Annotated in this window: 24 protein-coding genes; 10 read left to right on the top strand and 14 right to left on the bottom strand. The window is 74.8% G+C overall.

The annotated features are described in order from the left end of the window. Positions 1-54 precede the first annotated feature (54 nt). A complete protein-coding gene (gene flhA, locus JD78_RS00405; protein WP_153361069.1) occupies positions 55-2,100 on the top strand; it encodes a flagellar biosynthesis protein FlhA in 2,046 nt (681 codons plus the stop codon). A gap of 120 nt (positions 2,101-2,220) precedes the next feature. Here the strand turns inward: flhA and JD78_RS00400 are convergent, their stop codons facing one another. Then, positions 2,221-2,769, bottom strand: a complete 549-nt coding sequence (locus tag JD78_RS00400; protein WP_166520879.1) for a hypothetical protein — start codon at positions 2,767-2,769, stop codon at positions 2,221-2,223. A 168-nt stretch (positions 2,770-2,937) separates the two neighbouring features. On the opposite strand from JD78_RS00400, the gene JD78_RS00395 reads away from it, so the two are divergent. Then, positions 2,938-4,104, top strand: a complete 1,167-nt coding sequence (locus JD78_RS00395) for a hypothetical protein (RefSeq protein ID WP_166520878.1) — start codon at positions 2,938-2,940, stop codon at positions 4,102-4,104. Beyond that, on the top strand, positions 4,095-4,895 hold the full coding sequence (locus JD78_RS00390) for a hypothetical protein (protein WP_166520877.1): 801 nt from the start codon (positions 4,095-4,097) through the stop codon (positions 4,893-4,895). Before JD78_RS00395 ends, JD78_RS00390 begins: the two co-directional genes overlap by 10 nt. Before the next feature lie 361 nt (positions 4,896-5,256). On the opposite strand, the gene JD78_RS00385 is transcribed toward JD78_RS00390, so the two are convergent. The 4 genes from JD78_RS00385 to JD78_RS00370 form a co-directional block, all read right to left on the bottom strand. After that, positions 5,257-6,555 carry an RNA 5'-3' helicase PhoH2 gene (locus JD78_RS00385; RefSeq protein ID WP_153361067.1) on the bottom strand — a complete coding sequence of 433 codons (1,299 nt, stop codon included), beginning with the start codon at positions 6,553-6,555 and terminating at the stop codon, positions 5,257-5,259. Between the two features lie 269 nt (positions 6,556-6,824). Then, complete coding sequence (locus JD78_RS00380) at positions 6,825-7,004, bottom strand: hypothetical protein (protein ID WP_153361066.1); 180 nt, start codon at positions 7,002-7,004, stop codon at positions 6,825-6,827. A 2-nt stretch (positions 7,005-7,006) separates the two neighbouring features. Then, positions 7,007-8,224 (bottom strand): DUF885 domain-containing protein, encoded by a 1,218-nt coding sequence (locus tag JD78_RS00375; protein WP_153361065.1) that lies wholly within the window; start codon positions 8,222-8,224, stop codon positions 7,007-7,009. Positions 8,225-8,250: 26 nt separating this feature from the next. Continuing rightward, positions 8,251-9,024, bottom strand: coding sequence for an isoprenyl transferase (locus tag JD78_RS00370; protein ID WP_279526869.1), 774 nt, complete (start codon positions 9,022-9,024; stop codon positions 8,251-8,253). Between the two features lie 131 nt (positions 9,025-9,155). Between JD78_RS00370 and trhA the strand changes: the two genes are divergently transcribed. Beyond that, on the top strand, positions 9,156-9,983 hold the full coding sequence (gene trhA, locus JD78_RS00365) for a PAQR family membrane homeostasis protein TrhA (RefSeq protein ID WP_153361063.1): 828 nt from the start codon (positions 9,156-9,158) through the stop codon (positions 9,981-9,983). A 5-nt stretch (positions 9,984-9,988) separates the two neighbouring features. Here the strand turns inward: trhA and JD78_RS00360 are convergent, their stop codons facing one another. Both JD78_RS00360 and JD78_RS00355 read right to left on the bottom strand, forming a co-directional pair. Then, positions 9,989-11,239: a geranylgeranyl reductase family protein gene (locus tag JD78_RS00360; RefSeq protein ID WP_153361062.1), complete on the bottom strand. Its 1,251-nt coding sequence runs from the start codon at positions 11,237-11,239 to the stop codon at positions 9,989-9,991. A 35-nt stretch (positions 11,240-11,274) separates the two neighbouring features. Beyond that, positions 11,275-11,856: a hypothetical protein gene (locus JD78_RS00355; RefSeq protein ID WP_153361061.1), complete on the bottom strand. Its 582-nt coding sequence runs from the start codon at positions 11,854-11,856 to the stop codon at positions 11,275-11,277. Between the two features lie 173 nt (positions 11,857-12,029). On the opposite strand from JD78_RS00355, the gene JD78_RS00350 reads away from it, so the two are divergent. Next, complete coding sequence (locus tag JD78_RS00350; protein ID WP_153361060.1) at positions 12,030-12,602, top strand: AMIN-like domain-containing (lipo)protein; 573 nt, start codon at positions 12,030-12,032, stop codon at positions 12,600-12,602. A 20-nt stretch (positions 12,603-12,622) separates the two neighbouring features. Here JD78_RS00350 and JD78_RS00345 read toward each other — a convergent pair whose 3' ends face one another. The 3 genes from JD78_RS00345 to mca all read right to left on the bottom strand — a co-directional run bounded on the left by JD78_RS00345 (position 12,623) and on the right by mca (position 14,418). Then, the gene (locus JD78_RS00345; protein WP_153361059.1) at positions 12,623-13,141 is read right to left on the bottom strand and encodes a phosphate-starvation-inducible PsiE family protein; all 519 of its coding nucleotides are present in this window, start codon (positions 13,139-13,141) and stop codon (positions 12,623-12,625) included. Between the two features lie 66 nt (positions 13,142-13,207). After that, entirely contained in the window at positions 13,208-13,534 is a 327-nt protein-coding gene (locus JD78_RS00340) for a hypothetical protein (RefSeq protein ID WP_228395224.1), read from the bottom strand. After that, a complete protein-coding gene (mca, locus tag JD78_RS00335; protein ID WP_208103932.1) occupies positions 13,531-14,418 on the bottom strand; it encodes a mycothiol conjugate amidase Mca in 888 nt (295 codons plus the stop codon). The genes JD78_RS00340 and mca overlap by 4 nt, the downstream gene beginning before the upstream one ends. A 152-nt stretch (positions 14,419-14,570) precedes the next feature. Between mca and greA the strand changes: the two genes are divergently transcribed. After that, the gene (gene greA, locus JD78_RS00330; RefSeq protein WP_153361058.1) at positions 14,571-15,077 is read left to right on the top strand and encodes a transcription elongation factor GreA; all 507 of its coding nucleotides are present in this window, start codon (positions 14,571-14,573) and stop codon (positions 15,075-15,077) included. A 7-nt stretch (positions 15,078-15,084) separates the two neighbouring features. Continuing rightward, positions 15,085-15,429, top strand: a complete 345-nt coding sequence (locus tag JD78_RS00325; protein ID WP_153361057.1) for an RNHCP domain-containing protein — start codon at positions 15,085-15,087, stop codon at positions 15,427-15,429. Positions 15,430-15,606: 177 nt separating this feature from the next. Here JD78_RS00325 and JD78_RS00320 read toward each other — a convergent pair whose 3' ends face one another. The 4 genes from JD78_RS00320 to ilvA form a co-directional block, all read right to left on the bottom strand. Next, the gene (locus JD78_RS00320; RefSeq protein ID WP_153361056.1) at positions 15,607-17,688 is read right to left on the bottom strand and encodes a M3 family metallopeptidase; all 2,082 of its coding nucleotides are present in this window, start codon (positions 17,686-17,688) and stop codon (positions 15,607-15,609) included. Between the two features lie 66 nt (positions 17,689-17,754). Then, positions 17,755-18,561: an ABC transporter permease gene (locus JD78_RS00315; protein WP_153361055.1), complete on the bottom strand. Its 807-nt coding sequence runs from the start codon at positions 18,559-18,561 to the stop codon at positions 17,755-17,757. After that, positions 18,558-19,574 carry an ATP-binding cassette domain-containing protein gene (locus JD78_RS00310; protein WP_153361054.1) on the bottom strand — a complete coding sequence of 339 codons (1,017 nt, stop codon included), beginning with the start codon at positions 19,572-19,574 and terminating at the stop codon, positions 18,558-18,560. The genes JD78_RS00315 and JD78_RS00310 overlap by 4 nt, the downstream gene beginning before the upstream one ends. 170 nt (positions 19,575-19,744) lie before the next feature. Further along, positions 19,745-20,968 carry a threonine ammonia-lyase gene (ilvA, locus tag JD78_RS00305; protein ID WP_228395223.1) on the bottom strand — a complete coding sequence of 408 codons (1,224 nt, stop codon included), beginning with the start codon at positions 20,966-20,968 and terminating at the stop codon, positions 19,745-19,747. 81 nt (positions 20,969-21,049) lie between these two features. On the opposite strand from ilvA, the gene JD78_RS00300 reads away from it, so the two are divergent. The 3 genes from JD78_RS00300 to JD78_RS00290 are packed head-to-tail and all read left to right on the top strand — an operon-like array spanning position 21,050 to position 25,041. Then, positions 21,050-22,516: a sigma 54-interacting transcriptional regulator gene (locus JD78_RS00300; RefSeq protein ID WP_166520876.1), complete on the top strand. Its 1,467-nt coding sequence runs from the start codon at positions 21,050-21,052 to the stop codon at positions 22,514-22,516. 2 nt (positions 22,517-22,518) lie between these two features. Beyond that, positions 22,519-24,513, top strand: coding sequence for a vWA domain-containing protein (locus JD78_RS00295; protein WP_153361051.1), 1,995 nt, complete (start codon positions 22,519-22,521; stop codon positions 24,511-24,513). Positions 24,514-24,561: 48 nt separating this feature from the next. Beyond that, positions 24,562-25,041, top strand: coding sequence for a GNAT family N-acetyltransferase (locus tag JD78_RS00290; protein ID WP_153361050.1), 480 nt, complete (start codon positions 24,562-24,564; stop codon positions 25,039-25,041).

Below are 25,041 nucleotides of genomic sequence, written 5' to 3'. Positions count from 1 at the left end.
CGCTGCGGCGTCCCCGGTCACCGCCGGCAACGGACAGCACAGGAACGAGGTCTCGTGGGCAAGCTGACGAAGGCAGCCGTCCCCATCGGGGTCGTCTCCATCGTCCTGATGCTCGTGGTGCCGCTGCCGGCACCCGTGCTGGACCTGCTGCTCGCGCTCAACATCGTCGGGTCGCTGCTGATCCTGCTCGTCGCGATGAACATCAAGCGGCCGCTGGACTTCGCGATCTTCCCGTCCCTGGTGCTGATCGCGACGCTGATGCGCCTGGCGCTGAACGTCTCCTCGACCCGGCTGGTCCTCACCGACGGCTACGCCGGCAAGGTCATCGAGGCCTTCGGGCACTTCGTGATCGGCGGCTCGATGATCGTCGGCCTGGTGATCTTCGTGATCCTGACGATCATCCAGTTCGTCGTCATCACCAACGGTGCCGGCCGCGTCGCCGAGGTCGGCGCCCGCTTCACCCTCGACGCGATGCCCGGCAAGCAGATGGCCATCGACGCCGACCTGAACGCCGGCCTGATCAACGAGAAGCAGGCCCGCAAGCGGCGCAGCGAGGTCACCGCCGAGGCCGACTTCTACGGCTCGATGGACGGCGCCAGCAAGTTCGTCAAGGGCGACGCCATCGCGGCCATCATCGTCACGCTGATCAACCTGATCGGCGGCTTCGCCATCGGCGTGCTGCAGCGGGGCATGGCCCCGGGCGAGGCCGTCACCACCTACTCGCTGCTGTCGGTCGGCGACGGCCTGGTCTCCCAGATCCCGGCGCTGCTCATCTCCACCGCCACCGGTCTGATCGTCACCCGCTCGGCCTCGCAGGGCGACATGGGCTCGGACCTGATCAGCCAGCTGAGCCGCAACAAGCAGCCGGTGCGCATCGCCGGGATCGCCGCGCTGGCGCTGTGCCTGATCCCCGGCCTGCCCAAGCTGCCGTTCCTGCTCATCGGTGGCCTGGTCCTGTTCATCTCCACCCGCCTCACCGACAAGGTCGAGGAGGACGACGACGAGAGCACGCCGGGCGACGCCGCGGCGCTGGAACCGCAGCCGGACTCCCCCGAGGCCATCGCCGACCGGATGCGGGTCGACCCGCTGGAGCTGGAGGTCGCCTTCGACCTGGTCGAGCTGGTCGACACCGCCCGCGGCGGCGACCTGCTGGACCGGGTGAAGGCGCTGCGCCGGAAGGTCGCGATGGAGACCGGGCTGGTCATCCCGCTGGTCCGCACCCGCGACAACCTGGACCTCCCCGCCTCCCAGTACGTCATCTGGCTCAACGGCGTCCCCGCGGCCAAGGGCACCTCCCCCGCCGGCACCGTGCTCGCCATCGGCGACCACCTGGACGGGCTGCCCGGCAAGGCCACCCGTGAGCCGGTCTTCGGCCTGGCCGCCAAGTGGGTGCCCGCCGAGCTGCAGCGGCAGGCCGAGATGGCCGGCGCCACCGTCGTCGACCGCTCCTCGGTGATCACCACCCACCTGGCCGAGGTCGTGCGGCAGAACGCCTCCTCGCTGCTGGGCCGCGAGGACGTCAAGGTGCTGGTGGAGATGGTCCGCCGCACCCACCCGGCCGTCGTCGAGGAGCTGACCCCGACGCTGCTCAGCCTGGGCGAGGTGCAGCGCGTGCTGCAGGCGCTGCTGGACGAGGGCGTCTCGATCCGTGACCTGGTGCGGATCTTCGAGGCGCTGTCGCTGCGGGCCAAGCTCTCCACCGACCTGGACGGGCTGGTCGAGGCGGTGCGCGCGGCGCTGGGCGCCGCGATCAGCCACCCCTACGTCACCCCGGACGAGCGGCTGCACGTGATCACCCTGGACCCCACCTTCGAGCAGCGGCTGCTGGAGGCGGTGCGGCCGACCGAGAACGGTCAGGTGCTGGCGCTGGACGGCAACACCGTCGACGCGCTGGTCCGCGGCTGCGCCGACCTCTTGGAGGAGGCCGACCGGATGAACCTCTCCCCTGTCCTCGTGTGCTCGCCGCAGGTGCGAGCCGCGCTGTCCCGCCTGGTCCGCCAGGTCCTGCCCCGGCTGTCGGTCATCTCCTACAACGAGGTGTCCCGCACGGCCCAGATCGAGTCACTGGGAGTGGTGAGCGGTGCCGTCGCGATCCGTTGAGGCCGCCACGCGGGACGAGGCCATCGCCGCCGCCCGCGAGGAGTTCGGGCCCACCGCCCGCGTCGTCGGGGTGCGCCGCATCCGCAGCGGCGGGATGTTCGGCTTCTTCGCCTCCGAGCGCTACGTCGCCGAGGTCGAGCTGCCGAAGGCCACCGAGGCCCCCGCCGCCCCCGACGCCCCGCGCCGGGTCACCGCCGCGGCCGCCGCCCGGGCCGCCCAGCCCTCGCTGGCCGACCGCATGGACGAGCTCTCCGACCTGCTCGGCTCGGGCGCCGCTGCCGAGCCGGCCGTGGGGCTGTACTCCCGCGCCGGTGCCCCCCAGGCCGAGGTGCCCGCAGCCGCAGTGCCCGCTGCCCGGCCCGCCGCCGGCCTGTTCGGCACCGCCGTGACGGAGCGGCCGGAGGCGCCGGCCCGGACCGCGGCGCCGTCGTCCCGCACGTCCGCGTCCTCCCGCGCCGCCACGGCTCCGCGCACTCCGGCGTCGTCCGGCACCGCGTCGTCCGGCACCGCGTCGTCCGGCGGGCGCCGGTCCGCGCAGCCGGCCGCCACGCCGTTCACCCCCGCCCGGCACACCCTGATGCTGTCGCCCGACGAGCTCGCCGCACCCCCCGCGCAGGACCAGGAGCCGGCCACCGGCGCCAGCCCCTCGCCGTTCGCCGCCGCGCTCACCCGGATGGTGTCCAGCGACGCGCAGGTGCAGTCGGCGGTCGCCGACGTCGCCGTGGCCGAGGCCGCCGCCGCGGAGGCGGCGCGCCTGGAGGCCGAGGCCGCCGACGCCGCCCGCCGGGGGCAGCGGCCGCCGAGGCCGCCCGGATCGAGGCCGCCGCCGCCCAGGCCGTGGCAGCCGAGGCCGCCCGCCTGCAGGCCGCCAAGCTGGAGGCCGCCGCGGCCGAGGCCGCGCGCCTGGAGGCCGCCCGGATCACCGCCGAGGCCGAGGCCGCTGCCGCCGCCGAGGCCGCTCGCATCCGCGCCGAGGCCGAGGCCGAGGCGGCTGCCGAAGCAGCTCGCATCCGCGCCGAGGCGGAGGCCGAAGCCGCCGCCGAGGCCGCCCGCATCCGCGCCGAGGCCGAGGCCGCGGCCGCCGAGGCCGCGGCCGAGGCGGCCCGCATCCGTGCCGAGGCGGAGGCCGCTGCCGCCGCCGAGGCCGCGCGTCTGGAGGCGGCCCGGGTCGAGGCCGCCCAGCTGGAGGCCGCGCGACTGGAGGCCGCGCGCGCCCAGGCCGAGGCCGAGGCCGCCGAGGCGGCGGCGCGTGCCGCGGCCGAGGCCGCCCGCGAGGCGGCGGAGGCCGAGGCCGCCGCCGAGGCCGGACGCCGGGCCGCCCCCCACTCCATGGTCGACTCGGTGCGCAGCGCCGACGACGAGCTGGCCGACCTGCTCGAGCAGGTCCTGGCCGCCAACGGCTCCGGCCGCGGGCGGCACCGCTTCCCCGAGCAGGCCGCCGGCCACCTCGAGGCCCCCGCCACGACCGAGTTCGCGCTGCCCGGGCTGGCCGGTGCGCGCCCCGCGGTGCCCCCGGTCCGCGACGTGCCGCAGCCCTGGGCCTACGGCCCCGCCGAGGCCGACGACGTCGACGAGGTCGGCGCCTACGACACCGGCGCCTACCGGACCGACGCGCACGGCGACTGGGCGCCGGCCGCGACCGGCCCGCAGCGGGTCGTCGACGCCGTCCTGGTGGAGGAGGCGCCCCGCGTGGTCGAGGAGCCGCGGCGCACCGTCGCCCGGGAGGCGCAGCCCGTCGAGGAGTTCTACATGACCGCCCCGGTGGTCTCCACGGCGCTGGCCCGCACCGCGAGCGACCCCGCTCCGCTGCCGCTGGACGCCACCACCGTGCTCCCGCCGCTGTCCCTGCTGCCCCCGCAGCGGTCCGGCGGGTTCGACGGCCAGCCGCTGCTGCGGGCGCGGCCGGCGGTTCCCCCGGTCCGCGGCGGCCGCCCGCCGGTGCCCCGGCCCGCCCCGCCGGCAGCCGGCTGCCGCTGGTCACCCGGCCGGTGCGCATGGAGCTGACCGCCGCGCCCCCGGCCGCCCCGGCGCCCGAGGCCGAGCCCGAGGGCCGGCTGGCGACGGTGACCCGGCTCGTGCCGGTCCGGTCGACCGAGCTCGAGCCCTACGCGGCCAGCCGTTCCGAGGAGTTCGTCGTCCGGCTGCTCACCCTCGGCGTGCCGCACACGCTGCTGGGCCCGGACTTCCTCGCCGACGTCGCCGCGCGCGGGGTGTACGCGGCGCTCACCCGGACGCTCACCGACCACCTGCCGCCGGCACCGCGGTTCCCCTCGGAGCCGGGTGAGGTGCTGCTGGTCGTCGGGCCGGGCGCGGAGACCTTCGCGACGGCGCGCGCCCTGGCGCTCACCCTGCGACTGGACCCCGAGAGCGTGCAGTGGGCGAGCTCCGGGGCGCTCGCGCACCTCGCCCCGCAGGCCAGCCGGATCAGCTCGCTGGAGGCCGCCCTCGAACGGCGCCGGTCCAGCGCCTCGGCCGGCACGGTCACGATCGTCGCCGTCGACGCGCCGCTGCGCACGGCCGGTGGGCCGTGGCTGGAGCACATGCTGGCCGTCTGGTCGCCGACGGCGGTGTGGGCCGTGCTCGACTCCACCCGCAAGCCCGAGGACCTGGTGCCGTGGCTGGACGGGCTGCCCCGCGTCGACGCGGTCGTCGTGCAGGACACCGACTCGACCGCTGACCCGGCCGCCGTCCTCGGCCACCTCGAGGTGCCGGTGGCGCTGATCGACGGCGCTCGGGCCACCGCCCACCGCTGGGCCTCGCTGCTGTGCGAGCGGCTGGAGGAGCTGGAGGCGTGATCGGGCCGCTGCGCAAGGACGTGCTGGTGACCGGCTTCGTGCTGGCCATCCCCGTCCTGGTGCTGGGGTTCCGGGGCGACCTGACCACCGACGAGGTGCTCATCCGGGTGCTGTGGTGCCTGGGCGCGGGCTGGGTGGCCGTCGGGCTGGTGGTCTGGGCGGCCACCCCGGCCCGCCGGCCCGCGCCGGAGCCGGCATCCGCACCCGCACCCGCACCCGCACCCGCACCCGCACCCGAGCAGCCCCCGCTCCCTGACACCACTCCGGCCCCGTGCCGGTGCGGCGTCCCCCGCTCTCCGGCCGCTCCCCCGGGCTGGTGCGCGGGAGGAGCGGCCGGAGGGCGTGGGATGCGGCGTTCCGGTCAGATGGGCAGGTCCTCCAGCATCTCGGTGACGAGGGCGGCGATCGGCGAGCGCTCCGAGCGGGTCAGGGTCACGTGCGCGAACAGCGGGTGCCCCTTGAGCGCCTCGATCACCGCGGTCACGCCGTCGTGCCGGCCGACCCGCAGGTTGTCCCGCTGGGCGACGTCGTGGGTGAGCACGACCCGCGAGTTGGTGCCCAGCCGGGACAGCACGGTCAGCAGGACGCCGCGCTCGAGCGACTGCGCCTCGTCGACGATCACGAACGAGTCGTGCAGCGACCGGCCGCGGATGTGCGTCAGCGGCAGCACCTCGATCAGGCCGCGGGCCAGGATCTCCTCCACGACGTCGCCGGAGACCAGCGCGCCCAGCGTGTCGAAGACCGCCTGCGCCCAGGGCGCCATCTTCTCGCCCTCGCTGCCGGGCAGGTAGCCCAGCTCCTGCCCGCCGACGGCGTACAGCGGGCGGAAGATGACCACCTTCTTGTGCGCCCGCCGCTCCATCACCGACTCCAGGCCCGCGCACAGCGCCAGCGCCGACTTGCCGGTGCCGGCCCGCCCACCCATCGACACGATCCCGATCTCGGGGTCCAGCAGCAGGTCCAGCGCGATCCGCTGCTCGGCCGAGCGCCCGTGCAGCCCGAATGCCTCGCGGTCGCCGCGCACGAGGCGCACGTGCTTGTCCGGGGTGACCCGGCCCAGCGCCGAGCCCCGGGAGGACAGCAGCACCAGTCCGGTGTGCGTGGGCAGCTCGGCGGCCGCGCGCAGGAACACCGACCCGGCGTCGTACAGCTCGGCGATCTCCGCGACGTCCAGCGACAGCTCGGTCATGCCGGTCCACCCGGCGTCGACGATGCCCAGCCCGCGGTACTCCTCGGTGGCCAGCCCCACCGCGGCCGCCTTCACCCGCAGCGGCACGTCCTTGGTCACCAGGCAGACGTCGCGGCCCTCGGCGCGCAGGTTCAGCGCGACCACCATGATCCGGGAGTCGTTGCTGTCGTTGCGGAAACCGGCCGGCAGCGCCGCGGGGTCGCTGTGGTTGAGCTCGACGTGCAGGGTGCCGCCGTCCTCACCCACCGGCACCGGGGCGTCGAGCCGGCCGTGCTGGACGCGCAGGTCGTCCAGCCGGCGCAGCGTCTGCCGGGCGAACCAGCCCAGTTCCGGGTGGTCGCGCTTGTCCTCCAGTTCCCCGATGACGACCAGTGGGAGCACCACCTCGTGCTCCGCGAAGCGCAGCAGCGCGCCGGGGTCGGAGAGCAGGACGGAGGTGTCGAGGACGTACGTGCGGCGGCGAGTGCTCACGGATCGACTCCCGTGGGGCGCCGCCCTGGTGACAAGGCGCGCCCCGGCTCGAGGGTGACCGGGTCCCGGCGCAGGGGCCGGGACTCGGCCCCTCTGGTCGACGATCGCTGTCGCACCAACCGGGCCTCCCGAGGACGGCGAGGCGGGCTCCCCGTCCACTTCGGACGGTAGGCCCTCCCACCGACGGAAGCGCCGGCATGACACGCGAAGGGGTGACTCGTGGGGCGTTCGCCATCGGCTGTTCTCCTGCCGGAAACAACCCCCGCCGGTCAGGCCTCCCGGCGGGGCCGGACGGAGACGACGGCCCAGACCACCGGCACCAGCAGCACCGGCCACTGCAGCGACAGGTCGCCCAGCCACAGCAGCCCGGCCGCCAGCAGCACGAACAGCCAACCCGCCGTCCACAACCCCAGCACCCGCCGCTCCTGCGCGGCCGCTCCCGTCGGCACGGTCAGGCGGCCGCGAGCTCGGTGGTGACCACCGCCGGCGTCAGGGGCTCGTCCAGCAGCCGGACGAAGCGGTCGGCCACCGGCTGCTCCGCCGGCCGCGCCGCCAGCCACCCGGCCAGCAGGTCGTAGCCCTCGACGTAGGTGGTGATGTAGGCCCGCCAGAGCGGGTCGGTGAGGAAGCGCAGCTGCTGCACCGCCCGGTCGTGGCCGACCAGCGCCCACTGCTGCAGGTACCGGATCACCTCGTCGGCCTCGGCGCCCCGGTCGTGCAGCAGGATCGCGGCGTCCTGCCGGACCCGGTTGAGCGGTGCCGCGGCCGCCGCCACCCGCTCGGCCAGCTCGCCGTCGAAGCGCAGCCCCAGGTCACCGAGCACCTCGGCGGACCAGGCGCCCCAGCCGTCGCCGACCGCGGCCTCCAGCCCCAGGTCGGCGAGCCCCTCGGCCATCAGGCACTCGGGGGTGTTCACCAGGAACACCGTGTGCTCCAGGTGCTCGTCGCGCTCGACCAGGCCGCGCTCCTTGCGGCAGTGCTCGGTGTGGTGCCCGGGGTAGGACTCGTGGGCCACCAGGTGCGGCAGCTGGGCCATCCGGTGCGGCAGGTCGGCGTTGATCGCCACCCGGGACCGGTAGCCGCCCTCGTAGTAGTTGAAGCCCGACCACGGCTTGTCGGTGACCACCTCGTAGCGGACCGTCTCGGCCTCCGGCAGGCCGTACTGGCCGCGCACCCGGTCGCGCAGCGCGGAGGAGAGCGCGTGGACGGCGGCCTCGAGCCGCTGCGGCGGGCACTCCTCGCGGCGGCGGTGGGCCGCGTACCGCTCGGCCAGGGTGCCGCTGCCCGGCAGCAGCTCGCCCAGCGCCTCGTGCGCGACGGCGTACTCGGCCGGGTCGCCCAGGGCGACGTCGACCTGGAAGTAGGCGCGCACCTCGGCGAGGTAGCCGACGGGCTCCCCGCCCAGCTTCCGGGCGGAGCACTCCAGCCCGGTGAGCTGGCCGCGGAGGAACTCGGCGCGCGCGGTGGGCAGCGCCGCGGAGTCCAGCTCGGCCAGCAGGGCCCGCGCCTGGTCGCGCAGGCCGGCCGGGGTGGGGGCCGGCTCGTCGGCGACCTGGGCCCGCAGCCGCGGGTCGCCGGTGTAGGCGTCGACGAAGCCCGGCTCCAGCCGGTCGAAGCGCAACCCCAGCCGCACGTACTCGAGGGGGACGTCGAGAGCTCCGGCGGTCATGCCCGGCAGTCTCTCAGCCGGATCCGTCAGCTCCCGAAGCGGCGGTGCCGGGCGGCGTACGCCCGCAGCGCCCGCAGCAGGTCGACGCGGCGGAACTCCGGCCAGTAGACGTCGGTGAAGTGGAACTCCGAGTGGGCGGTCTGCCACAGCAGGAACCCGGACAGCCGCTGCTCCCCGCTGGTGCGGATGACCAGGTCGGGGTCGGGCTGCCCGCGGGTGTAGAGGTGCTCGGCGATGTGCTCGACGTCGAGCACCTCGACCAGCTCGTCCAGCGTCGTCCCGCGCGTGGCGTGCTCGGCCAGCAGCGACCGGACGGCGTCGGCGATCTCCCGCCGGCCGCCGTAGCCGACCGCCAGGTTCACCGAGGCACCCGGCCGGTCGCGGGTGTCCTCCTCGGCCTGCTTCAGCACCGCGACGGTCTCCGCGGGCAGCAGCTCGAGCGCGCCGACCGCCCGCAGGTGCCAGCGCCGGTCCGGGCCGGCCAGGTCGCAGGCGACCCCCTCGATGATCCGCAGCAGCGGCGTCAGCTCCGGCTCGGGCCGTTGCAGGTTGTCGGTGGAGAGCAGGAAGAGGGTGACCACCTCCACCCCGGCCTCGTCGCACCAGCGGAGCAGGTCGGCGATCTTGTCCGCGCCGCGGCGGTGGCCCTCGCTGACGTCCTCCAGGCCGATCGCGCGTGCCCACCGGCGGTTGCCGTCGATGATCACCCCGACGTGCCGGGGGGTGTCGGCCCCGACCAGCCCACGCGCCAGCCGGCGCTCGTACACGGCGGTGAGCACGTTCCGGACCCTCGCTCGCACCCCCACGGCGCTCACCCTAGGACCCGGGACGCCCCGCGGCTGGGTGCACACCCGGCACCGAGGGCGAGGGCCCGCCGGAGTCACAGCTGCCTGGAGGTGACGGCGGACCTACGGCTTCGTAACCTCGGCACATGAGCGCACCTTCCGACCGTCGCGGACCCGCACGGGTGCAGGCCGACGGAGCCCAGGTGGAGGGCCCGCTCGACCAGACCCTCGACGCCGTCCGGGCCGAGGGCGAACACGTCGAGGCGATCGAGCAGGACGGCCGCTGGGAGGTCGCCGACTACGGCGACGTGGACTTCGACCACCCCGACACCCGGCCCCGGCTGCGCGGCTGGCTGCACCTGTTCGCCTTCTTCGGCTCGATCGTCGCCGGGGCGGTGCTGATCCCGCTGGCCGCGGCGCAGAGTGCCCGAGCCGGCTGGTCGGTCGCGCTGTACTGCGTCACGATCCTCGGGCTGTTCGGGGTCAGCGCCCTGTACCACCGGCGCCGGTGGTCACCCCGCGGCTGGAAGCTGATGAAGCGTGCCGACCACTCGATGATCTTCGTGTTCATCGCCGGCACGTACACGCCGTTCGCCCTGCTCGCGGTGCCCGAGCCCACCGGCTGGTGGCTGCTGCTCACCGTGTGGTCCGGGGCCGCGCTGGGCGTGACGCTGAAGGTGATCTGGCCGACCGCGCCCCGGTGGCTGGGGGTGCCGATCTACCTGGCGCTGGGGTGGGCGGCGGTGTTCGTGCTGGTCGACATCCTCGAGCTGGCGGGGGTCACCGCCCTGGTGCTGCTGGCCGCCGGGGGCCTGCTCTACAGCGTCGGCGCGATCGCCTACGCGAGCAAGCGGCCCAACCCCTGGCCGGGCACCTTCGGGTACCACGAGGTCTTCCACGCGATGACGATCGTGGCGGCCATCTGCCACTACATCGCCGTCTACTTCGTGATCTACAACAGCCCGTACACCTGAGCCGTTCAGGCGAACGGAGGGCGGGAGTCCAGCTTCAGGGACAGCTTGCCGGCGGTGCGCCAGGCCCGGGCGACGACGTCCTGGTCGGCCTCGGTGACCAGGTTGCCCATCACCCGCAGCGCCACCGTCATCAGCACCCGTGAGCGCATCCCCACCGGCCCCGCGGCCGGCAGGAACCGCGGCACCGTGAGCAGCCCGGCCAGCCGGCGGGCGATGGAGAACGCCTCGCCGTAGTGCTGCCGCAGCGTCGCCGGCCAGGCCTGCGACCAGTCGGCCTCGTCGAAGAGCTCGACCACGCTCCGGCCGGTCTCCAGCCCGTAGTCGATGCCCTCGCCGTTGAGCGGGTTGACGCAGCCGGCGGCGTCCCCGATCAACGCCCAGTTCCGCCCGGCCACCCCGGAGACCGCACCCCCCATCGGCAGCAGCGCGCTCGCCGGCGCCCGCACGGGGCCCTCGATCTGCCACTCCTCGCGCCGCTGGTCGGTGTAGAGCTCCAGCAGGCTGCGCAGCCGGACGTCGGCGGGCCGCTTCTCGGTGGCCAGCGTGCCGACGCCGACGTTCACCTCGCCCGCCTGCGCCCCCAGCGGGAAGACCCAGCCGTAGCCGGACAGGAGCTCGCCCTCGGCGCCGCGCAGCTCCAGGTGGGAGGAGATCCACTCGTCGTCGCTGCGACCGGAGCGCACGTACCCGCGGGCGGCCACGCCGTAGGCGGTCTCCCGGTGCCACTCCCGGCCCAGCACCTTGCCCAGCGGGGAACGCACCCCGTCGGCGACCACGAGCCGACGGCAGGCGACCGTCGTCGTCGTGTCGTCGGGACGGCGGAACACCACCGCTGCCACCCGGTCGCCGTCGCGCTCGACGTCGACCGCCCGGGCACCGTCCAGCGGGACCGCGCCCGCGTCGACGGCGACGTCCCGGATCCGGGCGTCCAGCTCGGTGCGCGGCACCGCCCCGCCGTGGTCGGGCAGCGCGCCGCCGGGCCAGGGCAGCAGCAGCTCCTGGCCGAACCCGGCCGCGCGCAGGCCCCGGTTGCGGCCACGGGAGCGCACCCAGTCACCGAGCCCGAGCGAGTCCAGCTCGGCCATCGCACGCGGCGTCAGCCCGTCACCGCAGGTCTTGTCCCGCGGGAAGACGGCGGCGTCGGCGAGCACCACCTCGGCACCCGACCGCGCCGCCCAGGCGGCCGCCGCGGAGCCCGCGGGCCCGGCCCCCACCACGAGGACGTCGGTCTCGGCGGGCTGCGCGGTGGTCGACACGGTCCCAGTGTCCCCGATCGCGGAGTGGCCCCCGGCTACTGCGGGCCGCGCGCGCGGACCTCCTCCACGGCCGCCATCGCCGCCCGCAGCTCGGCCAGCCACTCGTCGGCGTGCTGCCCGACCAGCCGCACCGCCCAGACCAGCGCCTCCGAGCGGGAGCGGGCGACCCCGGCGTCGACCAGCGTGTCGAGCACCAGCCGCTCGGGCTGGCGCAGCCGGGTCATCACCGGCACGGAGACGGTGGTGAAGACCTCGCGGACGTCGCCGCAGGTGGCGCCCCAGGCGACCGACCGGCCGTAGCGGGCCTGGGCGGCGTCGGCGATCGCCATCCGCTGCTGGCGGGTCTGCTCCCGGAAGCGGGCGATCCGCCCGGCGCGGGCCGCCGCCGGGTCGCCGGCACCGGCGTCGGGCTCGGGGACGGCGCCCACGACGGTGATCTCGTCGCGGTCGATGGTCAGCTCTACGGGGGCGGTGAACCAGTCGTCGGGCAGCCGGCCGGCGAACCAGCCGGCCACCTCGGCGCGGTCGACGGGCGGCGGGGCGTCGACGCCGCGCCCCCGGGCGCGGCCGCGGCCGGGGAAGCCGTCGGGCGGGAAGCGGTGGTGGTGAGCGTGCACGGTGTCCTCCTCGGAGAAACGACGACAGGCACCACTGTAATCGTGTAATCAGCTGGTGCGGCGATGAGCGCCTGCGCCGAGAGCGGACACGGCCGGGACATGACGATCCGATGTACCGCGGTTCGCGGGGGGCCCGACGGAGCACCCACCAGGGACCGACGAGGAGGTCGACGATGACGTTCATCCGAGCACGCGGCGCCCTGGTGGCGGTCGCGACGGCCCTCGTGGTGCTGGGCGCCCCTCTTCCCGCGTCCGCGGGCCAGGACCCGTGGTGCGGCATCTGGTGGGGCTCGCTCCCCGAGACCACCGCGACCCCGGCCCCGCCCGTCGGCCAGGTGACCGACGTCCGCGCCGGGCAGCACCCCTGCTTCGACCGGCTGGTCGTCGACCTGCAGTCAGGTGCCCCGGCCGGCTACGACGTGCGGTACGTGGACCAGGTCAGCGCCCAGGGGTCGGGCGAACCGGTGCCGGTCGAGGGGGGCGCCGTCCTGCAGGTCGTCGTCCGGGCACCGGCCTACGACGAGACCCGTGGCGTGACCTACCTGCCCGCCGACCCGGCGCGGGTCGCCGACGTCCGCGGCGCGCGCACGCTCGAGCAGGTCGCCTGGGCGGGGTCCTTCGAGGGGCAGACGTCGCTGGCCGTCGGCACCCGCGCGCGACTGCCCTTCCGGGTGTTCGTGCTCGACGGCGCCCCGGGGTCCCCGCACGGCGCCCGGGTGGTCGTGGACGTCGCCCACCACTGGTGACGCGCTGACCTGGGAGCCCCTCAGCCGCGCGCGGGTTCCGCCTCACCCTCGTCGGGTTCGCGTTCCTTGCGCCGCAGCAGCCAGGCCGTTCCGCCGAGCAGGACGACGAGCACGCCCAGGACGGCGATCTCGGTGATCCGGTCGTCGAACTCCGGACCGCGGCCCAGCGCGCTCGCCGCCTCGACCGAGAGCACCACGATCTCCTTGATCGAGGCGATCACCCCGACCAGCAGGAACGGCTCGGCGACCAGCTGGCGCTGCTCCACGGTGGTCCGGACGGCGAAGAGCAGCTCGACGACGATGAAGACCAGCAGCAGGACGTCGAGCAGCTCCAGGATCGGCGCCTGGGAGAAGTCGCTGGTCAGCTGCCAGGTGGTGCGACCGGCCAGGACGAGCAGGACCAGCGCGGTGACCACGAGGAACAGCGCGATCCCGGCGTAGACGAGGTTCTCCGCCCACTCCAGCAGCCGTGTCCCCCACCGCCCGAGCCCGGAGATGTGGTCACGTCGTTCGGGGTCGCGGGCGCGCGCGGGGGCCATCAGGTGATGATGGCCGACCGGCGTCCCGACGACTGGCCGGGACGCCGGTGCACTCCCCCGTCCGGGTCAGCCCCGGTCGACGTCCCGCGGCGGCTCGATCGCCCTCGGCGCCCGCCGCAAGGTGTCCAGCAGCGCCTGCCCCGGCGCCGCGGCCGCGGCCGGGGTCTCGTCGACGAGCGAGGCCGGGCTGTCGGGCACCCGGTCGGCGGAGTCGAAGCTGTTCGGCAGCCGCTTGAGGTGCGTGGTCATCGACCGGACCAGGAGCAGGATCGCGATCAGCAGCACGACGATCAGCAGCAGGCCGATCGGGCCGGACTTGCCGACGTCCTCGGGCGCCTGCTCCGGCCCCTGGTCGACGAACGGGCGGACCGCCGCCAGCACCAGCCCGGTCACGCCGCGGGCTCCGACGCGCGCACGCCGGCGAAGAGGTCGTCCTCGGGCAGCGGGGAGTCGACCAGCGAGCGGGCCAGCTCGTAGTCCTCGGTCGGCCAGGTGTCGGCCTGCACGTCCATCGGGATGGAGAACCAGCGCCCGGTGGGGTCGATCTGGGTGGCGTGCGCGATCAGCGCCGCGTCCCGCACCGGGAAGTACTCGGCGCACTGCACCCGGGTGGTCACCCGGTGCGAGATGTCCTTGGCCGGGTCCCAGTTCTCCAGCATCTCGGCGTAGGGCGACTCGGCCCCCATGGCGAGCACCGCCTCGTGCAGCGCCTTGGTCCGGGGCAGCGTGAAGCTCATGTGGTAGTAGAGCTTGCTCGGCTGCCAGGGGTCACCCAGGTCGGGGTACCGGTCCGGGTCGCCGGCGGCCTCGAAGGCGTGCACCGAGATCTCGTGGGTCTTGATGTGGTCCGGGTGCGGGTAGCCGCCGCGCTCGTCGTAGGTGGTCACCACCTGGGGCTTGAACCGGCGGATCAGCGCGACCAGCGGGGCGGCGGCCTCCTCGATCGGCACGAGGGCGAAGCAGCCCTCCGGCAGCGGCGGCAGGGGGTCGCCCTCGGGCAGACCGGAGTCGACGAAGCCGAGGAACTCCTGCTCGACCCCGAGGATCTCGCGGGCCCGGGCCATCTCCTCCATCCGCAGCTCGGTCATCCGCTCCCACACCTCGGGGCGGTCCATCGCGGGGTTGAGGACCGAGCCACGCTCCCCCCCGGTGCAGGTGGCCACCATGACGCGGACACCTTCGGCGACGTACTTGGCCATGGTCGCGGCGCCCTTGCTCGACTCGTCGTCGGGATGGGCGTGCACCGCGAGCAGGCGCAGCTGATCCGGTTCGCTCACGCCGACCATCATCCCCCGTCGGCGCGCGTCGTCACGCGCCCCCTCGACGTCAGGACAGTGCGTGCGGTCACGTTCCGGTGTTACGTTGCTCTGATTGACCGCACGGTGGCCCCCACGACAGGGGGTCGCAACACGAGCACCGGGAGTCATCCTTGTCCACCCCGACCGACGAGCAGGACCAGGGCGTCTGGCTGACGCAGGAGGCCCACGACCGGCTGCGCGCCGAGCTCGATGAGCTGGTGGCGAACCGTCCGGCCATGGCCAAGGAGATCAACGACCGCCGCGAAGAGGGCGACCTCAAGGAGAACGGCGGCTACCACGCGGCCCGCGAGGAGCAGGGCAAGCAGGAGGGCCGGATCCGCCAGCTCACCGACCTGCTGCGCAAGGCCCGGGTCGGCGAGCCGCCCACGACGGCGACCAAGGCCGCCGTCGGCACCGTGATCACCATCGCCTTCGACGGCGACGAGGACGACACCGAGAAGTTCCTGCTCGGCTCGCGGGAGATCGCCGGCACGACGGAGCTGACCGTCTACTCCCCCGAGTCGGCGCTCGGTTCGGCCATCGTGGGCGCGAAGCCCGGGTCGACGGTCACGTACACCGCGCCCAACGGCAAGGACATCTCCGTGAAGGTCCTGGCCGTCGAGCCGTTCGTCCCCTGACCCAGCGGTGACCAGCACGGTGGACGGCGGGCACACCCGGGGCCGGCGGGCGGAGAACACCACCTTCGTCTGCGGCCACTGCTCGACCCCGGTGCCGGCCAACACCGACGGGCACTACCGCAACCACTGCCCGTGGTGCCTGTGGTCCCTGCACGTCGACGAGCTGCCCGGCGACCGGGCCAGCGAGTGCCGGGCGCTGATGGAGCCGATCGGGCTGGTGGAGAAGTCGGGCAAGGGCTGGCAGGTGGTGCACCGCTGCACGCAGTGCGGCCACCGCCAGCCCAACCGGCTCGTCCGCGACGGCGATGCCCCCGACGACCTGGACCTGGTGCTCTCACTTCCCTGGCTGTGAGTCGACCAGCCGCCCACCCGGGGCCGGAGCAGCGGCTCCGGCTGTCGAGTTCTGCGATCTCGGGGCTTCTCGGCGCTTGATGCCACGACAACGCAGATCCCGCGCGGCGGCGGGTCGGCGCCCCACACGCAGTACGGCCCCGCGGACGACGTCCGCGGGGCCGTACTGCGTTCCGGGTCAGGCGGCGGAGGCCAGACCGCGGCGGCGGAGCAGGGGGGCGGTGTCGGCGGGGCGACCGCGGACGGCGGCGAAGGCGCCCAGCGGGTCGACCGAGCCGCCGCGGGAGAGCAGGCGATCGCGGAAGACGTCGCCGTTCTCCCGGCGCAGGCCGCCGTTCTCCTTGAACCACTCCACCGTGTCGGCGTCGAGCACCTCCGACCAGATGTAGGAGTAGTAGCCGGCCGAGTAGCCGCCGGCGAAGACGTGCTGGAAGTACGTCGTCCGGTAGCGCGGCGGCACCAGGTCGAAGGCGACGCCGGCCTCGGCCAGGGCCCGGGCCTCGAACGCCTGCGGGTCGGTGACCTCGGTCTCCGGCCCGATGCGGTGCCAGGCCTGGTCGAGCAGCGTGGCGCCGAGGTACTCGACGGTGGCGAACCCCTCGCCCCAGAGCGCGGCGGCCTCGATCGCCTCGACGGTCTCCTGCGCCAGTGGCTCACCGGTCTCGACGTGCCGGGCGTAGTGCGCCAGCACCTCGGGCCACAGCGCCCACATCTCGTTGACCTGGCTGGGGAACTCCACGAAGTCACGCGGCACGCTGGTGCCGGAGAACCGCGGGTAGGTGACCGCCGAGGACAGCCCGTGCAGCGCGTGGCCGAACTCGTGGAACAGCGTGGTGACCTCGTCGAGCGTCAGCAGGGTCGGCTGCCCGGCCGCCCCGCGGGTGACGTTGAGGCAGTTGAACACCACGGGCCCGGTGCCGAGCAGGCCCGACTGGTGCACGAAGGAGCTCATCCAGGCCCCGCCGCGCTTGCCCTCCCGAGCGTAGAAGTCACCGAGGTACAGCCCGACCGGCCGGCCGTCGGCGAACACCTCCCAGACCCGGACGTCGGGGTGGTAGCCCTGCAGGTCCGGGCGCGGGGTGAAGGTGAGGCCGTAGAGCAGCTCGGCCGCGCGGAAGACGCCGTCGACCAGCACCCGGTCCAGCTCGAACCACGGCCGCAGCGCCGCGCTGTCGACGGCGTAGCGCTCGGCGCGCACCCGCTCGGAGTAGAACGACCAGTCCCAGGGGGCCAGCTCGACCCCGTCGGCGGCAGCCACCTCGGCGAGCACCTCGGCCTCGGCCTTCGCGTTGGCCATCGCCGGCGGCACGAGGGCACCGAGCAGCTCGTCGACGGCGGCGGAGGTCTGCGCGGTCTGGTCGGCGGCGATCAGGTCGGCGTGCGTGTCGAAGCCCAGCAGCCGGGCGCGCACGGCCCGCAGGTGGGCCAGCTCCGCCGCGATCGGGCCGTTGTCGTGCTCCCCGGCCGAGGCGCGGGTGAGCGACGCCTCGTGCAGCCGGCGGCGCAGCTCCCGGTTGCGCAGCTTGGCCATCGCCGGCTGGCCGCTGGGCAGCACGAGGGTGAGCAGGTACCCGCCCTCGTGGCCGCGCTCGGCGGCCGCACCGGCGGCGGCCTGCACCTCGGCGGGGCTCAGCCCGTCCAGCTCCGCCTCGTCGGTGACCAGGACGGCTGCCGCCTCGGTGGCCACCACGAGGTTCTGCCCGAAGGTCGTCGACAGCGCCGACAGCCGCTGGTTGAGCTCGCGCAGCTGATCGCGGCCGGCGTCGTCCAGCCCGGCCCCGGCCAGCACGAAGTCCAGGTGGTAGCGCTCGACCAGCCGGACGGCCTCCTCGTCGAGGCCGGCCTGGTGCCGGCCGGCGTGGACGTCGTCGATCCGGGCGAACAGCGCCGGGTCCAGGCGCAGCGCGTCGGAGTGGGCCGCCGAGAGCGGGGCGACCTCCCGCTCGATCTCCCGCAGCCGGTCGCTCGACATCGACGAGGACAGGTTCCAGAAGACCGCCTCGGCCCGGCCGAGCAGCTGGCCCGAGCGCTCCAGCGCGACGACGGTGTTCTCGAACGTCGGCTCGGCGGGGTCGGCCAGCAGCGCCGCCACCTCCGCCCGTTGCCCGGCCATCCCGGCCAGCAGCGCCTCCCGGCAGTGCTCCAGCGTGATGTCGGCGAACGGCGGCAGCTCGTAGGGCAGCGCCGACGGGACGGCCAGCGGGTTCGACGGGGACAGGGAAGCGGGGGCCGGCGAGGTGGCCGGGTCAACGGTGCTCATCGCGTTCATCTTCACCCCCGGGCCCGGTCGGCCGTCACCCGGCGGCCGACCGGGCCCGCCCCGCCGTCAGCGGGTGGAGGTGCGCAGGTACTGCCGGACCGCCAGCGGCACGAACACCACGAGCAGCGCCACCATCCAGATCAGCGTGTAGACCACCGGGTTCTCCAGCGACCCGGCGTCGGTCTGCGGGAAGCCGGGCAGGGTGTTGCCGAACAGCTCGCGGGAGGCCTGCACCACCGCCGACACCGGGTTCCACTCCGCGATCGGGCGCAGCACCGAGGGGAACGCCTCCAGCGGCACGAAGGTGATCGCGACGAAGGTCGCCGGGAAGATCACGATGAAGCTGGCGTTGTTGACCACCTCCGGGGTGCGCACCAGCAGCCCGACCAGCGCCATCACCCAGGAGACGGCGAAGGCGAACAGCAGGAGCAGCAGGAACCCGGCGATCGCCTCCCCGACCGAGCTGCGGACCCGCCAGCCGACCACCAGCCCGGTCAGCGCCATCACCGCGATGGAGATGGCGTTCAGCCCCAGGTCGGCGACGGTGCGGCCGATGAGCACCGCCGAGCGGGACATCGGCAGCGAGCGGAACCGGTCGATCAGCCCCTTCTGCAGGTCCTCCGCGATGCTCGCGCCGGTGACCGTGGCCCCGAAGACCACGGTCTGGGCGAAGATGCCGGGTAGCAGGAACTCCGCGTAGGGCAGCCCCCCGGGGACGTTGATCGCCCCGCCGAAGACGTAGCGGAACAGCAGCACGAACATGATCGGCGACAGCGTCGCGAAGACGATCAGGTCGGGCACCCGCTTGACCTTGATCAGGTTGCGCTTGGTGATCGTCCAGCTGTCGGACGCGGTGGCGGCCAGGGCGCTCATCGGGTCGTTCCTCCCGTGCGGGCCAGCGGCCGGTCGCCGTCGGCCTCGGTGGTCTCGTCGGGCTGCGCGTCGTCCTCGGCGGCGTGCCCGGTCAGGGTCAGGAAGACGTCGTCCAGGTCGGGTCGGCGCAGGCCGACGTCCAGCACGTGCACGGCGCCGGCGTCGAGCCGGCGCAGCGCCTCGGCGAGGACGCCGGTGCCGCCGGTGACCGGCACGGTGAGCCGGCGGGTCTGCGCGTCGCGGTGCAGCTCGCCGGCGGCCAGCGGGGCGAGGCAGTCGACCGCGGTGTCCAGCTGCTCGGCCGAGGCGACGGTGAGCTCCAGCCGCTCACCACCCACCTGGGCCTTCAGCTCGTCGGCCGTGCCGCGGGCGATCACCTGCCCGCGGTCGATGACCACCATCCGGTCGGCGAGCCGGTCGGCCTCCTCCAGGTACTGGGTGGTGAGCAGGATCGTCGTGCCCTCGCCGACCAGGTCGGCGATGAACTCCCACATGCCCAGCCGGCTGCGCGGGTCGAGGCCGGTGGTCGGCTCGTCGAGGAAGAGCACCCGCGGCCGGGCGATCAGCGAGGCGGCGATGTCCAGCCGCCGGCGCATGCCGCCGGAGTAGGTCTTGGCCGGCCGGTTGGCCGCGTCGGTCAGGTCGAACCGCTCCAGCAGCTGGCCGGCGCGTGACCGGGCCTCCCGGCCACCGAGCCGGTAGAGCCGGCCCACCATCTCCAGGTTCTCCCGGCCGGTCAGGTACTCGTCGACCGCGGCGTACTGACCGGTGAGCCCGATGGTGGCCCGGACCTGGTCGGCCTGGGTGAGGACGTCGAGCCCCACCACCTCCGCACGCCCGGCGTCGGGGCGCAGCAGCGTGCTGAGCACCCGGACGACGGTGGTCTTGCCGGCCCCGTTGGGCCCGAGCAGCCCGAGGACGGTGCCCTCGGACACGGTGAGGTCGACCCCACCGAGCGCAGTGTTCTCGCCGAACCGTTTGACGAGACCCTCGACCACGATGGCGTTGCTCATGCCCGCGACCGTAGGGCCGGGGTACGACAGATCCGAGCGCTTTTCGCTCCGGGCTCAGCGGCGTGCACGGGGTTTCTCCAGACGACGACGGACCGTGACGGACCGCCACGGCGGCCCACCGGACAGACCGCCGCCACCGGCGGAACTCATCGGCGCCGGAACAGGGGGCCTCAGTCCGTGCGCGGTGCGTACCCGGCCGCGGCGAGGGCGGCGAGCACCTCGGTGGCGTGGTCGGGCCCCCGGGTCTCCAGGTGCACGGCGACCTCCACCTCGCCCAGGTCCAGGCGCGCCGTCGTCCGCTCGTGCTCGACCGACAGCACGTTGGCCGCCAGCCCGGCCAGCTCGTGCAGCAGCGCGGCCAGTGACCCGGGCCGGTCGGGCACCTGCACCCGCAGGGAGAGGTAGCGGCCCGCGGCGGCCATGCCGTGCTGGACCACCTTCATCATCAGCACCGGGTCGATGTTGCCCCCGGAGACCACCGCGACCACCGGTGCCGGGAAGCCCTCCGGATCGGCCAGCAGCGCGGCGACCGCGGCCACCCCCGCCGGCTCGACGACGAGCTTGGCCCGCTCCAGGCAGAACAGCAGCGCCCGGGACAGGTCGCCCTCGGTCACCGTGCGCACCTCGTCGACCAGGCCGGCGACGTGCGCCAGGGTGAGGTCGCCGGGCGCGCCGACGGCGATGCCGTCGGCCATCGTGCTCATCGTGGTCAACGGCACCGGGTGCCCGGCCGCGAGCGAGGCGGGGAACGCGGCGGCGCCCGCTGCCTGCACGGCGACCACCCGGACGTCGGGACGGCGGGCCTTGACCGCGGCGGCGACGCCGGAGACCAGCCCTCCCCCGCCGGTGCAGACCACGACGGTGGCCACCTCCGGGCACTGGTCGAGCAGCTCGAGCCCGACGGTGCCCTGCCCGGCGATGACGTCGGGGTGGTCGAAGGGGTGGATGAAGACCTTGCCGGTCTCCTCGGCGTGGACCAGCGCCGCGGCGATCGCCTCGGTGAGGGTGGCCCCGCCCAGCCGGGCGTCGGCGCCGTAGCCGCGGGTGGCGGCCACCTTGGGCAGCGGCGCGGACACCGGCATGAAGACCGTGGCCGTCGTCCCCAGCTCCCGGGCGGCCAGCGCGACGCCCTGCGCGTGGTTGCCGGCGCTGGCCGCGACCACGCCGCGGGCCCGCTCCTCGGCGCTCAACCGGGAGATCCGGGTGTAGGCGCCGCGCATCTTGAACGAGCCGGTGCGCTGCAGGTTCTCGCACTTCAGCCAGACCGGGCCACCCACCCGCTCGGCGAGCGCGCGGGAGTGCTCCAGCGGCGTCCGCCGCACGACGCCGTCCAGCAGCCGGGCGGCCGCCTCGACGTCGGCTCCGCTGACCAGGGGGACTGCACCGGGGACCACCACGTCGACGATCTTCGCAGCCGGCCGCCTCCGGGGCGGGGAAGCACCCGGCTGTCACATCCCCGTCGTACCGTGGTCGAGGTGACGGACGCCGCACCGCTGGGGACCGCTCAGGTCCCGGCTCCCCCCGCTCCCACGACGCTCGGTGCGCTCCGCGCCCAGGGCGCCACCACCAAGCCGGTCAAGGCCGAGATCCGCGACAACCTGCTCGCCCGGCTGAGCGCCGGGCAGCCCTCTCTGCCCGGCATCGTCGGGTTCGAGGACACCGTCGTCCCCGAGGTCGAGCGGGCGCTGATCGCCGGCCACGACCTGGTGCTGCTCGGTGAGCGGGGCCAGGGCAAGACCCGGCTGATCCGCACCCTGGTCGGCCTGCTCGACGAGTGGACCCCGGTGCTGGTCGGCAGCGAGCTCAACGAGCACCCGCTGGCCCCGATCAGCGTCTGGGCGCACCGGCAGATCGCCGAGCACGGCGACGAGACCCCGGTCGGCTGGCTGCACCGCAGCGAGCGGTTCGGGGAGAAGCTCGCCACCCCCGACACGAGCGTCGGCGACCTGATCGGCGACGTCGACCCGATCAAGGTGGCCGAGGGCCGCACGCTGGGCGACCCGGAGACGGTGCACTACGGGCTGGTCCCGCGCACCAACCGCGGCATCTTCAGCGTCAACGAGCTGCCCGACCTGGCCGAGCGGATCCAGGTGGCGCTGCTCAACGTGCTCGAGGAGCGCGACATCCAGATCCGCGGCTACCGGGTGCGGCTGCCGCTGGACCTGCTGCTGGTGGCCAGCGCCAACCCGGAGGACTACACCAACCGCGGCCGGATCATCACCCCGCTCAAGGACCGGTTCGGCGCCGAGGTGCGCACCCACTACCCGATCGAGCTCGCCGACGAGGTGCGGCTGCTGGAGCAGGAGGCGCGGACCGGGTGGCTCAGCGGCACCGGCGCCGAGGCCCCGCTCGTCCCCGAGCACCTCGTGGAGATCGTCGCCCGCTTCACCCGGCTGGTCCGCGAGTCCAGCCACGTCGACCAGCGCTCCGGGGTGAGCGCCCGGTTCGCCATCGCCGGGCTGGAGACGGTCGCCGCCTCCGCCGTCCGGCGGGCCGCGGTGGCCGGGGAGACCCGGCCGGTGGCCCGGGTCGTCGACCTGCCGAGCATCGTCCCGGCCAGCCGGGGCAAGGTCGAGTTCGCCGACGCCGGCAGCGACCCCGACGACGAGCGCGACCTGGAGGTGCTCGAGCACCTGCTGCGGCAGGCGACCGCGCAGACCTTCCGCGCCCGCTGCGGCGGCCTGGACCTCACCGGGCTGCAGGAGCACTTCACCGGCGGGGACACCGTCGAGTCCGGTGACCTGGTGCCGGCGGCGGCGCTGCTGGGCCAGCTGGGCACGGTGCCGAACCTGGCCCAGCTGCTGGGCCGGCTCGGTGTGCCCGAGGGCGAGGAGTCCGCGGAGCAGGCGGCGGCCGCGGTCGAGTTCGCCCTCGAGGGGCTGTACCTGACCCGCCGGCTGGCCAAGGACACCGACGGCGGCCGCACGGTGTACGGGGCCTGACGGTGGCCGGTCGACGCCCCCGGGGCTACCGCTACGGCCCGTGGCGGGGCGGGCCCGACCCGCTCGCGCCGCCCTACGACGTCGCCGCGGCGGTCGACGAGATCGGCGACCAGGTGCTCGCCGGCAGCGGCGTCCGCGAGGCGCTGCGCGACCTGCTGCGCCGGGGCGCCGACGGGCGCCGCGGCCTGGACGCGTTGCGCCGCAACGTCCGCGACCGGCTCCGCCAGGCCCGGCAGGCGGGGCGGATGGACGGCACCCTGGAGCAGGTCCGCGAGCTGCTGGACCAGGCGGTCGAGGCCGAGCGGACGGCGCTGTTCCCCGACCCGGACGACGCCGCGCGGCTGGCCGAGGCCGAGCTCGACGCGCTGCCGCCGGACACCGCCGGGGCGGTGCGCGCGCTCAAGGACCACCAGTGGTGCTCGCCGGACGCCGCGCAGGCGTACCAGCAGATCGAGGAGCTGCTCCGCCAGGAGGTGCTGGACAGCTCGTTCAAGGGCATGAAGCAGGCCCTGCAGCAGATGCAGGACGGCGACGGCGCGGCGATGCAGGCGGTCAAGGACATGGTGGCCGACCTCTCGGCGCTGGTCGACGCGCACAACCGCGGGGAGGACACCGACCAGCAGTTCGCCGACTTCATGGGCAAGCACGGCCAGTTCTTCCCCGACGACCCCCAGTCGGTCGAGGAGCTGATCGACTCCCTCGCCCGCCGCGCCGCCGCCCAGGAGCGGATGATGGCCGGCCTCTCCCCCGAGCAGCGCGCCGAGCTGCAGGACCTGATGGGCCAGGCGATGGGCGACCTCGGCCTGCAGAGCGAGATGGCCCACCTCAACGACGCGCTGCGCCAGGCCCGCCCGGACCTGCCCTGGGGGCAGCGCGGCCCGGTGCCGGACGGCGAGCAGGGGCTCGGCCTGGGCGACGCGACCTCCGCGGTCGCCGAGCTGGCCGACCTGGAGTCGCTGTCCCAGCAGCTGTCCCAGGGGTACGCGGGCGCCTCGCTGGCCGACGTCGACGAGGAGCTGCTGGAGCAGGCGCTCGGCCGCTCGGCCGTCGACGACCTGCAGGCGCTGCGCCGGCTGGAGCGCGAACTCGAACGGCAGGGCTACCTCAACCGCAGCGAGGGGCGCCTGGAGCTCTCCTCGAAGGCGGTCCGCCGGCTGGGCGCCACCGCGCTGCGCCGGGTGTTCGCCCAGCTGTCGGCCACCGGGCGCGGCGAGCACGACGTCGCCGACGCCGGCGCGGCCGGGGAGCTGACCGGGGCGTCGCGCGAGTGGCGGTTCGGCGACGAGCAGCCGCTGGACGTGGTCCGCACGGTGCGCAACGCGGTGCTGCGCAGCGCCGGCACCCCCCGCCAGGAGGGGCAGCGCCGGGTGCAGATCGCCGTCGAGGACTTCGAGGTGGTGGAGACCGAACGGCGCACCGGTGCCGCGGTCGCGCTGCTGGTCGACCTCTCCTACTCGATGGCGCTGCGCGGCACCTGGGGGGCGGCCAAGTCGACCGCGATGGCGCTGCACTCCCTGGTGACCACCCAGTTCCCGCAGGACGCCATCGAGATCATCGGCTTCTCCTCCACCGCGCAGGTGCTGCGCCCGGAGACCCTCGCCGAACTGAGCGTCGACACCCTCCAGGGCACCAACCTGCAGCACGGGCTGATGCTGGCCCGGCGCTTCCTCGCCCGGCACCGGGACGCCGAGCCGGTGGTCCTCGTGGTCACCGACGGCGAGCCGACCGCGCACCTGGAGGACGACGGGACGCCGTACTTCTGCTGGCCGCCGATGCCGGAGACGATCGCCCGCACGGTGGCCGAGGTGGAGCGGGTGGCCCGCTCGGGGGCGACGCTGAACGTGTTCGCGCTGGACCCGGAGCCCGGGCTGGTGGAGTTCGTGCACGACATCACCGCCCGCGCCGGGGGCCGGGTGTTCTCCCCGGACACCGAACGGCTCGGGGAGTACGTCGTCGCCGACTACCTCCGGGCCCGCAGGGGGCGACGCTCCCGGTGAGCTGAAGGCCACGCGGGGCACCCGCAACGGTTCGGGGACACTGGACCGGTGAGCACCGAGGCGGGCCGGGCGCCGGGGACCACCGGCACGATCACCATCGAGCAGGTCGACGCAGCGGCCACCTACCCGCTGCGCGCCCAGGAGCTCCGGCAGGGGCGACCGGTGGAGATCGACGAGGACGACGCCCCGTACACGATCCACCTCGCCGCCCGGGTCGACGGCGGCGCGATCGTCGGCGTGGTCCGCTTCCACCCGCGCGACTGCCCGTGGCGCGAGGGCGAGGGCTCCTGGCAGCTGCGCGGCATGGCCACCGACCCGCGGGTGCGCGGGCTCGGCGCCGGCCGCGCCCTGGTCGCCGAGGGCCTGGTGCGGGTGGCCGCCCGCGGTGGCGACCTGGTCTGGTGCGACGCCCGCGCGGCCGCCGTCGGCTTCTACGCGCGGATCGGTTTCACGCCCGTCACCGACGAGTACGACCTGCGGCCGGTCGGGCCGCACCGCGGCATGGTCATCGAGCTGCCGATCCGCTGA

Source organism: Modestobacter roseus, from assembly GCF_007994135.1.
Taxonomy (GTDB): Bacteria; Actinomycetota; Actinomycetes; order Mycobacteriales; family Geodermatophilaceae; genus Modestobacter; species Modestobacter roseus.
This window is presented reverse-complemented; position numbering and strand designations above follow the sequence as displayed.

What these genes read in the sequence shown, in the direction of transcription:
- JD78_RS00390 (WP_166520877.1), top strand. Translation starts at nt 4,095, where the DNA reads ATGGAGCTGACCGCCGCGCCCCCGGCCGCCCCGGCGCCCGAGGCCGAG.
- JD78_RS00375 (WP_153361065.1), bottom strand. Translation starts at nt 8,224, where the DNA reads ATGACCGCCGGAGCTCTCGACGTCCCCCTCGAGTACGTGCGGCTGGGG.
- trhA (WP_153361063.1), top strand. Translation starts at nt 9,156, where the DNA reads ATGAGCGCACCTTCCGACCGTCGCGGACCCGCACGGGTGCAGGCCGAC.
- JD78_RS00350 (WP_153361060.1), top strand. Translation starts at nt 12,030, where the DNA reads ATGACGTTCATCCGAGCACGCGGCGCCCTGGTGGCGGTCGCGACGGCC.
- JD78_RS00345 (WP_153361059.1), bottom strand. Translation starts at nt 13,141, where the DNA reads ATGGCCCCCGCGCGCGCCCGCGACCCCGAACGACGTGACCACATCTCC.
- JD78_RS00320 (WP_153361056.1), bottom strand. Translation starts at nt 17,688, where the DNA reads ATGAGCACCGTTGACCCGGCCACCTCGCCGGCCCCCGCTTCCCTGTCC.
- JD78_RS00315 (WP_153361055.1), bottom strand. Translation starts at nt 18,561, where the DNA reads ATGAGCGCCCTGGCCGCCACCGCGTCCGACAGCTGGACGATCACCAAG.
- JD78_RS00310 (WP_153361054.1), bottom strand. Translation starts at nt 19,574, where the DNA reads ATGAGCAACGCCATCGTGGTCGAGGGTCTCGTCAAACGGTTCGGCGAG.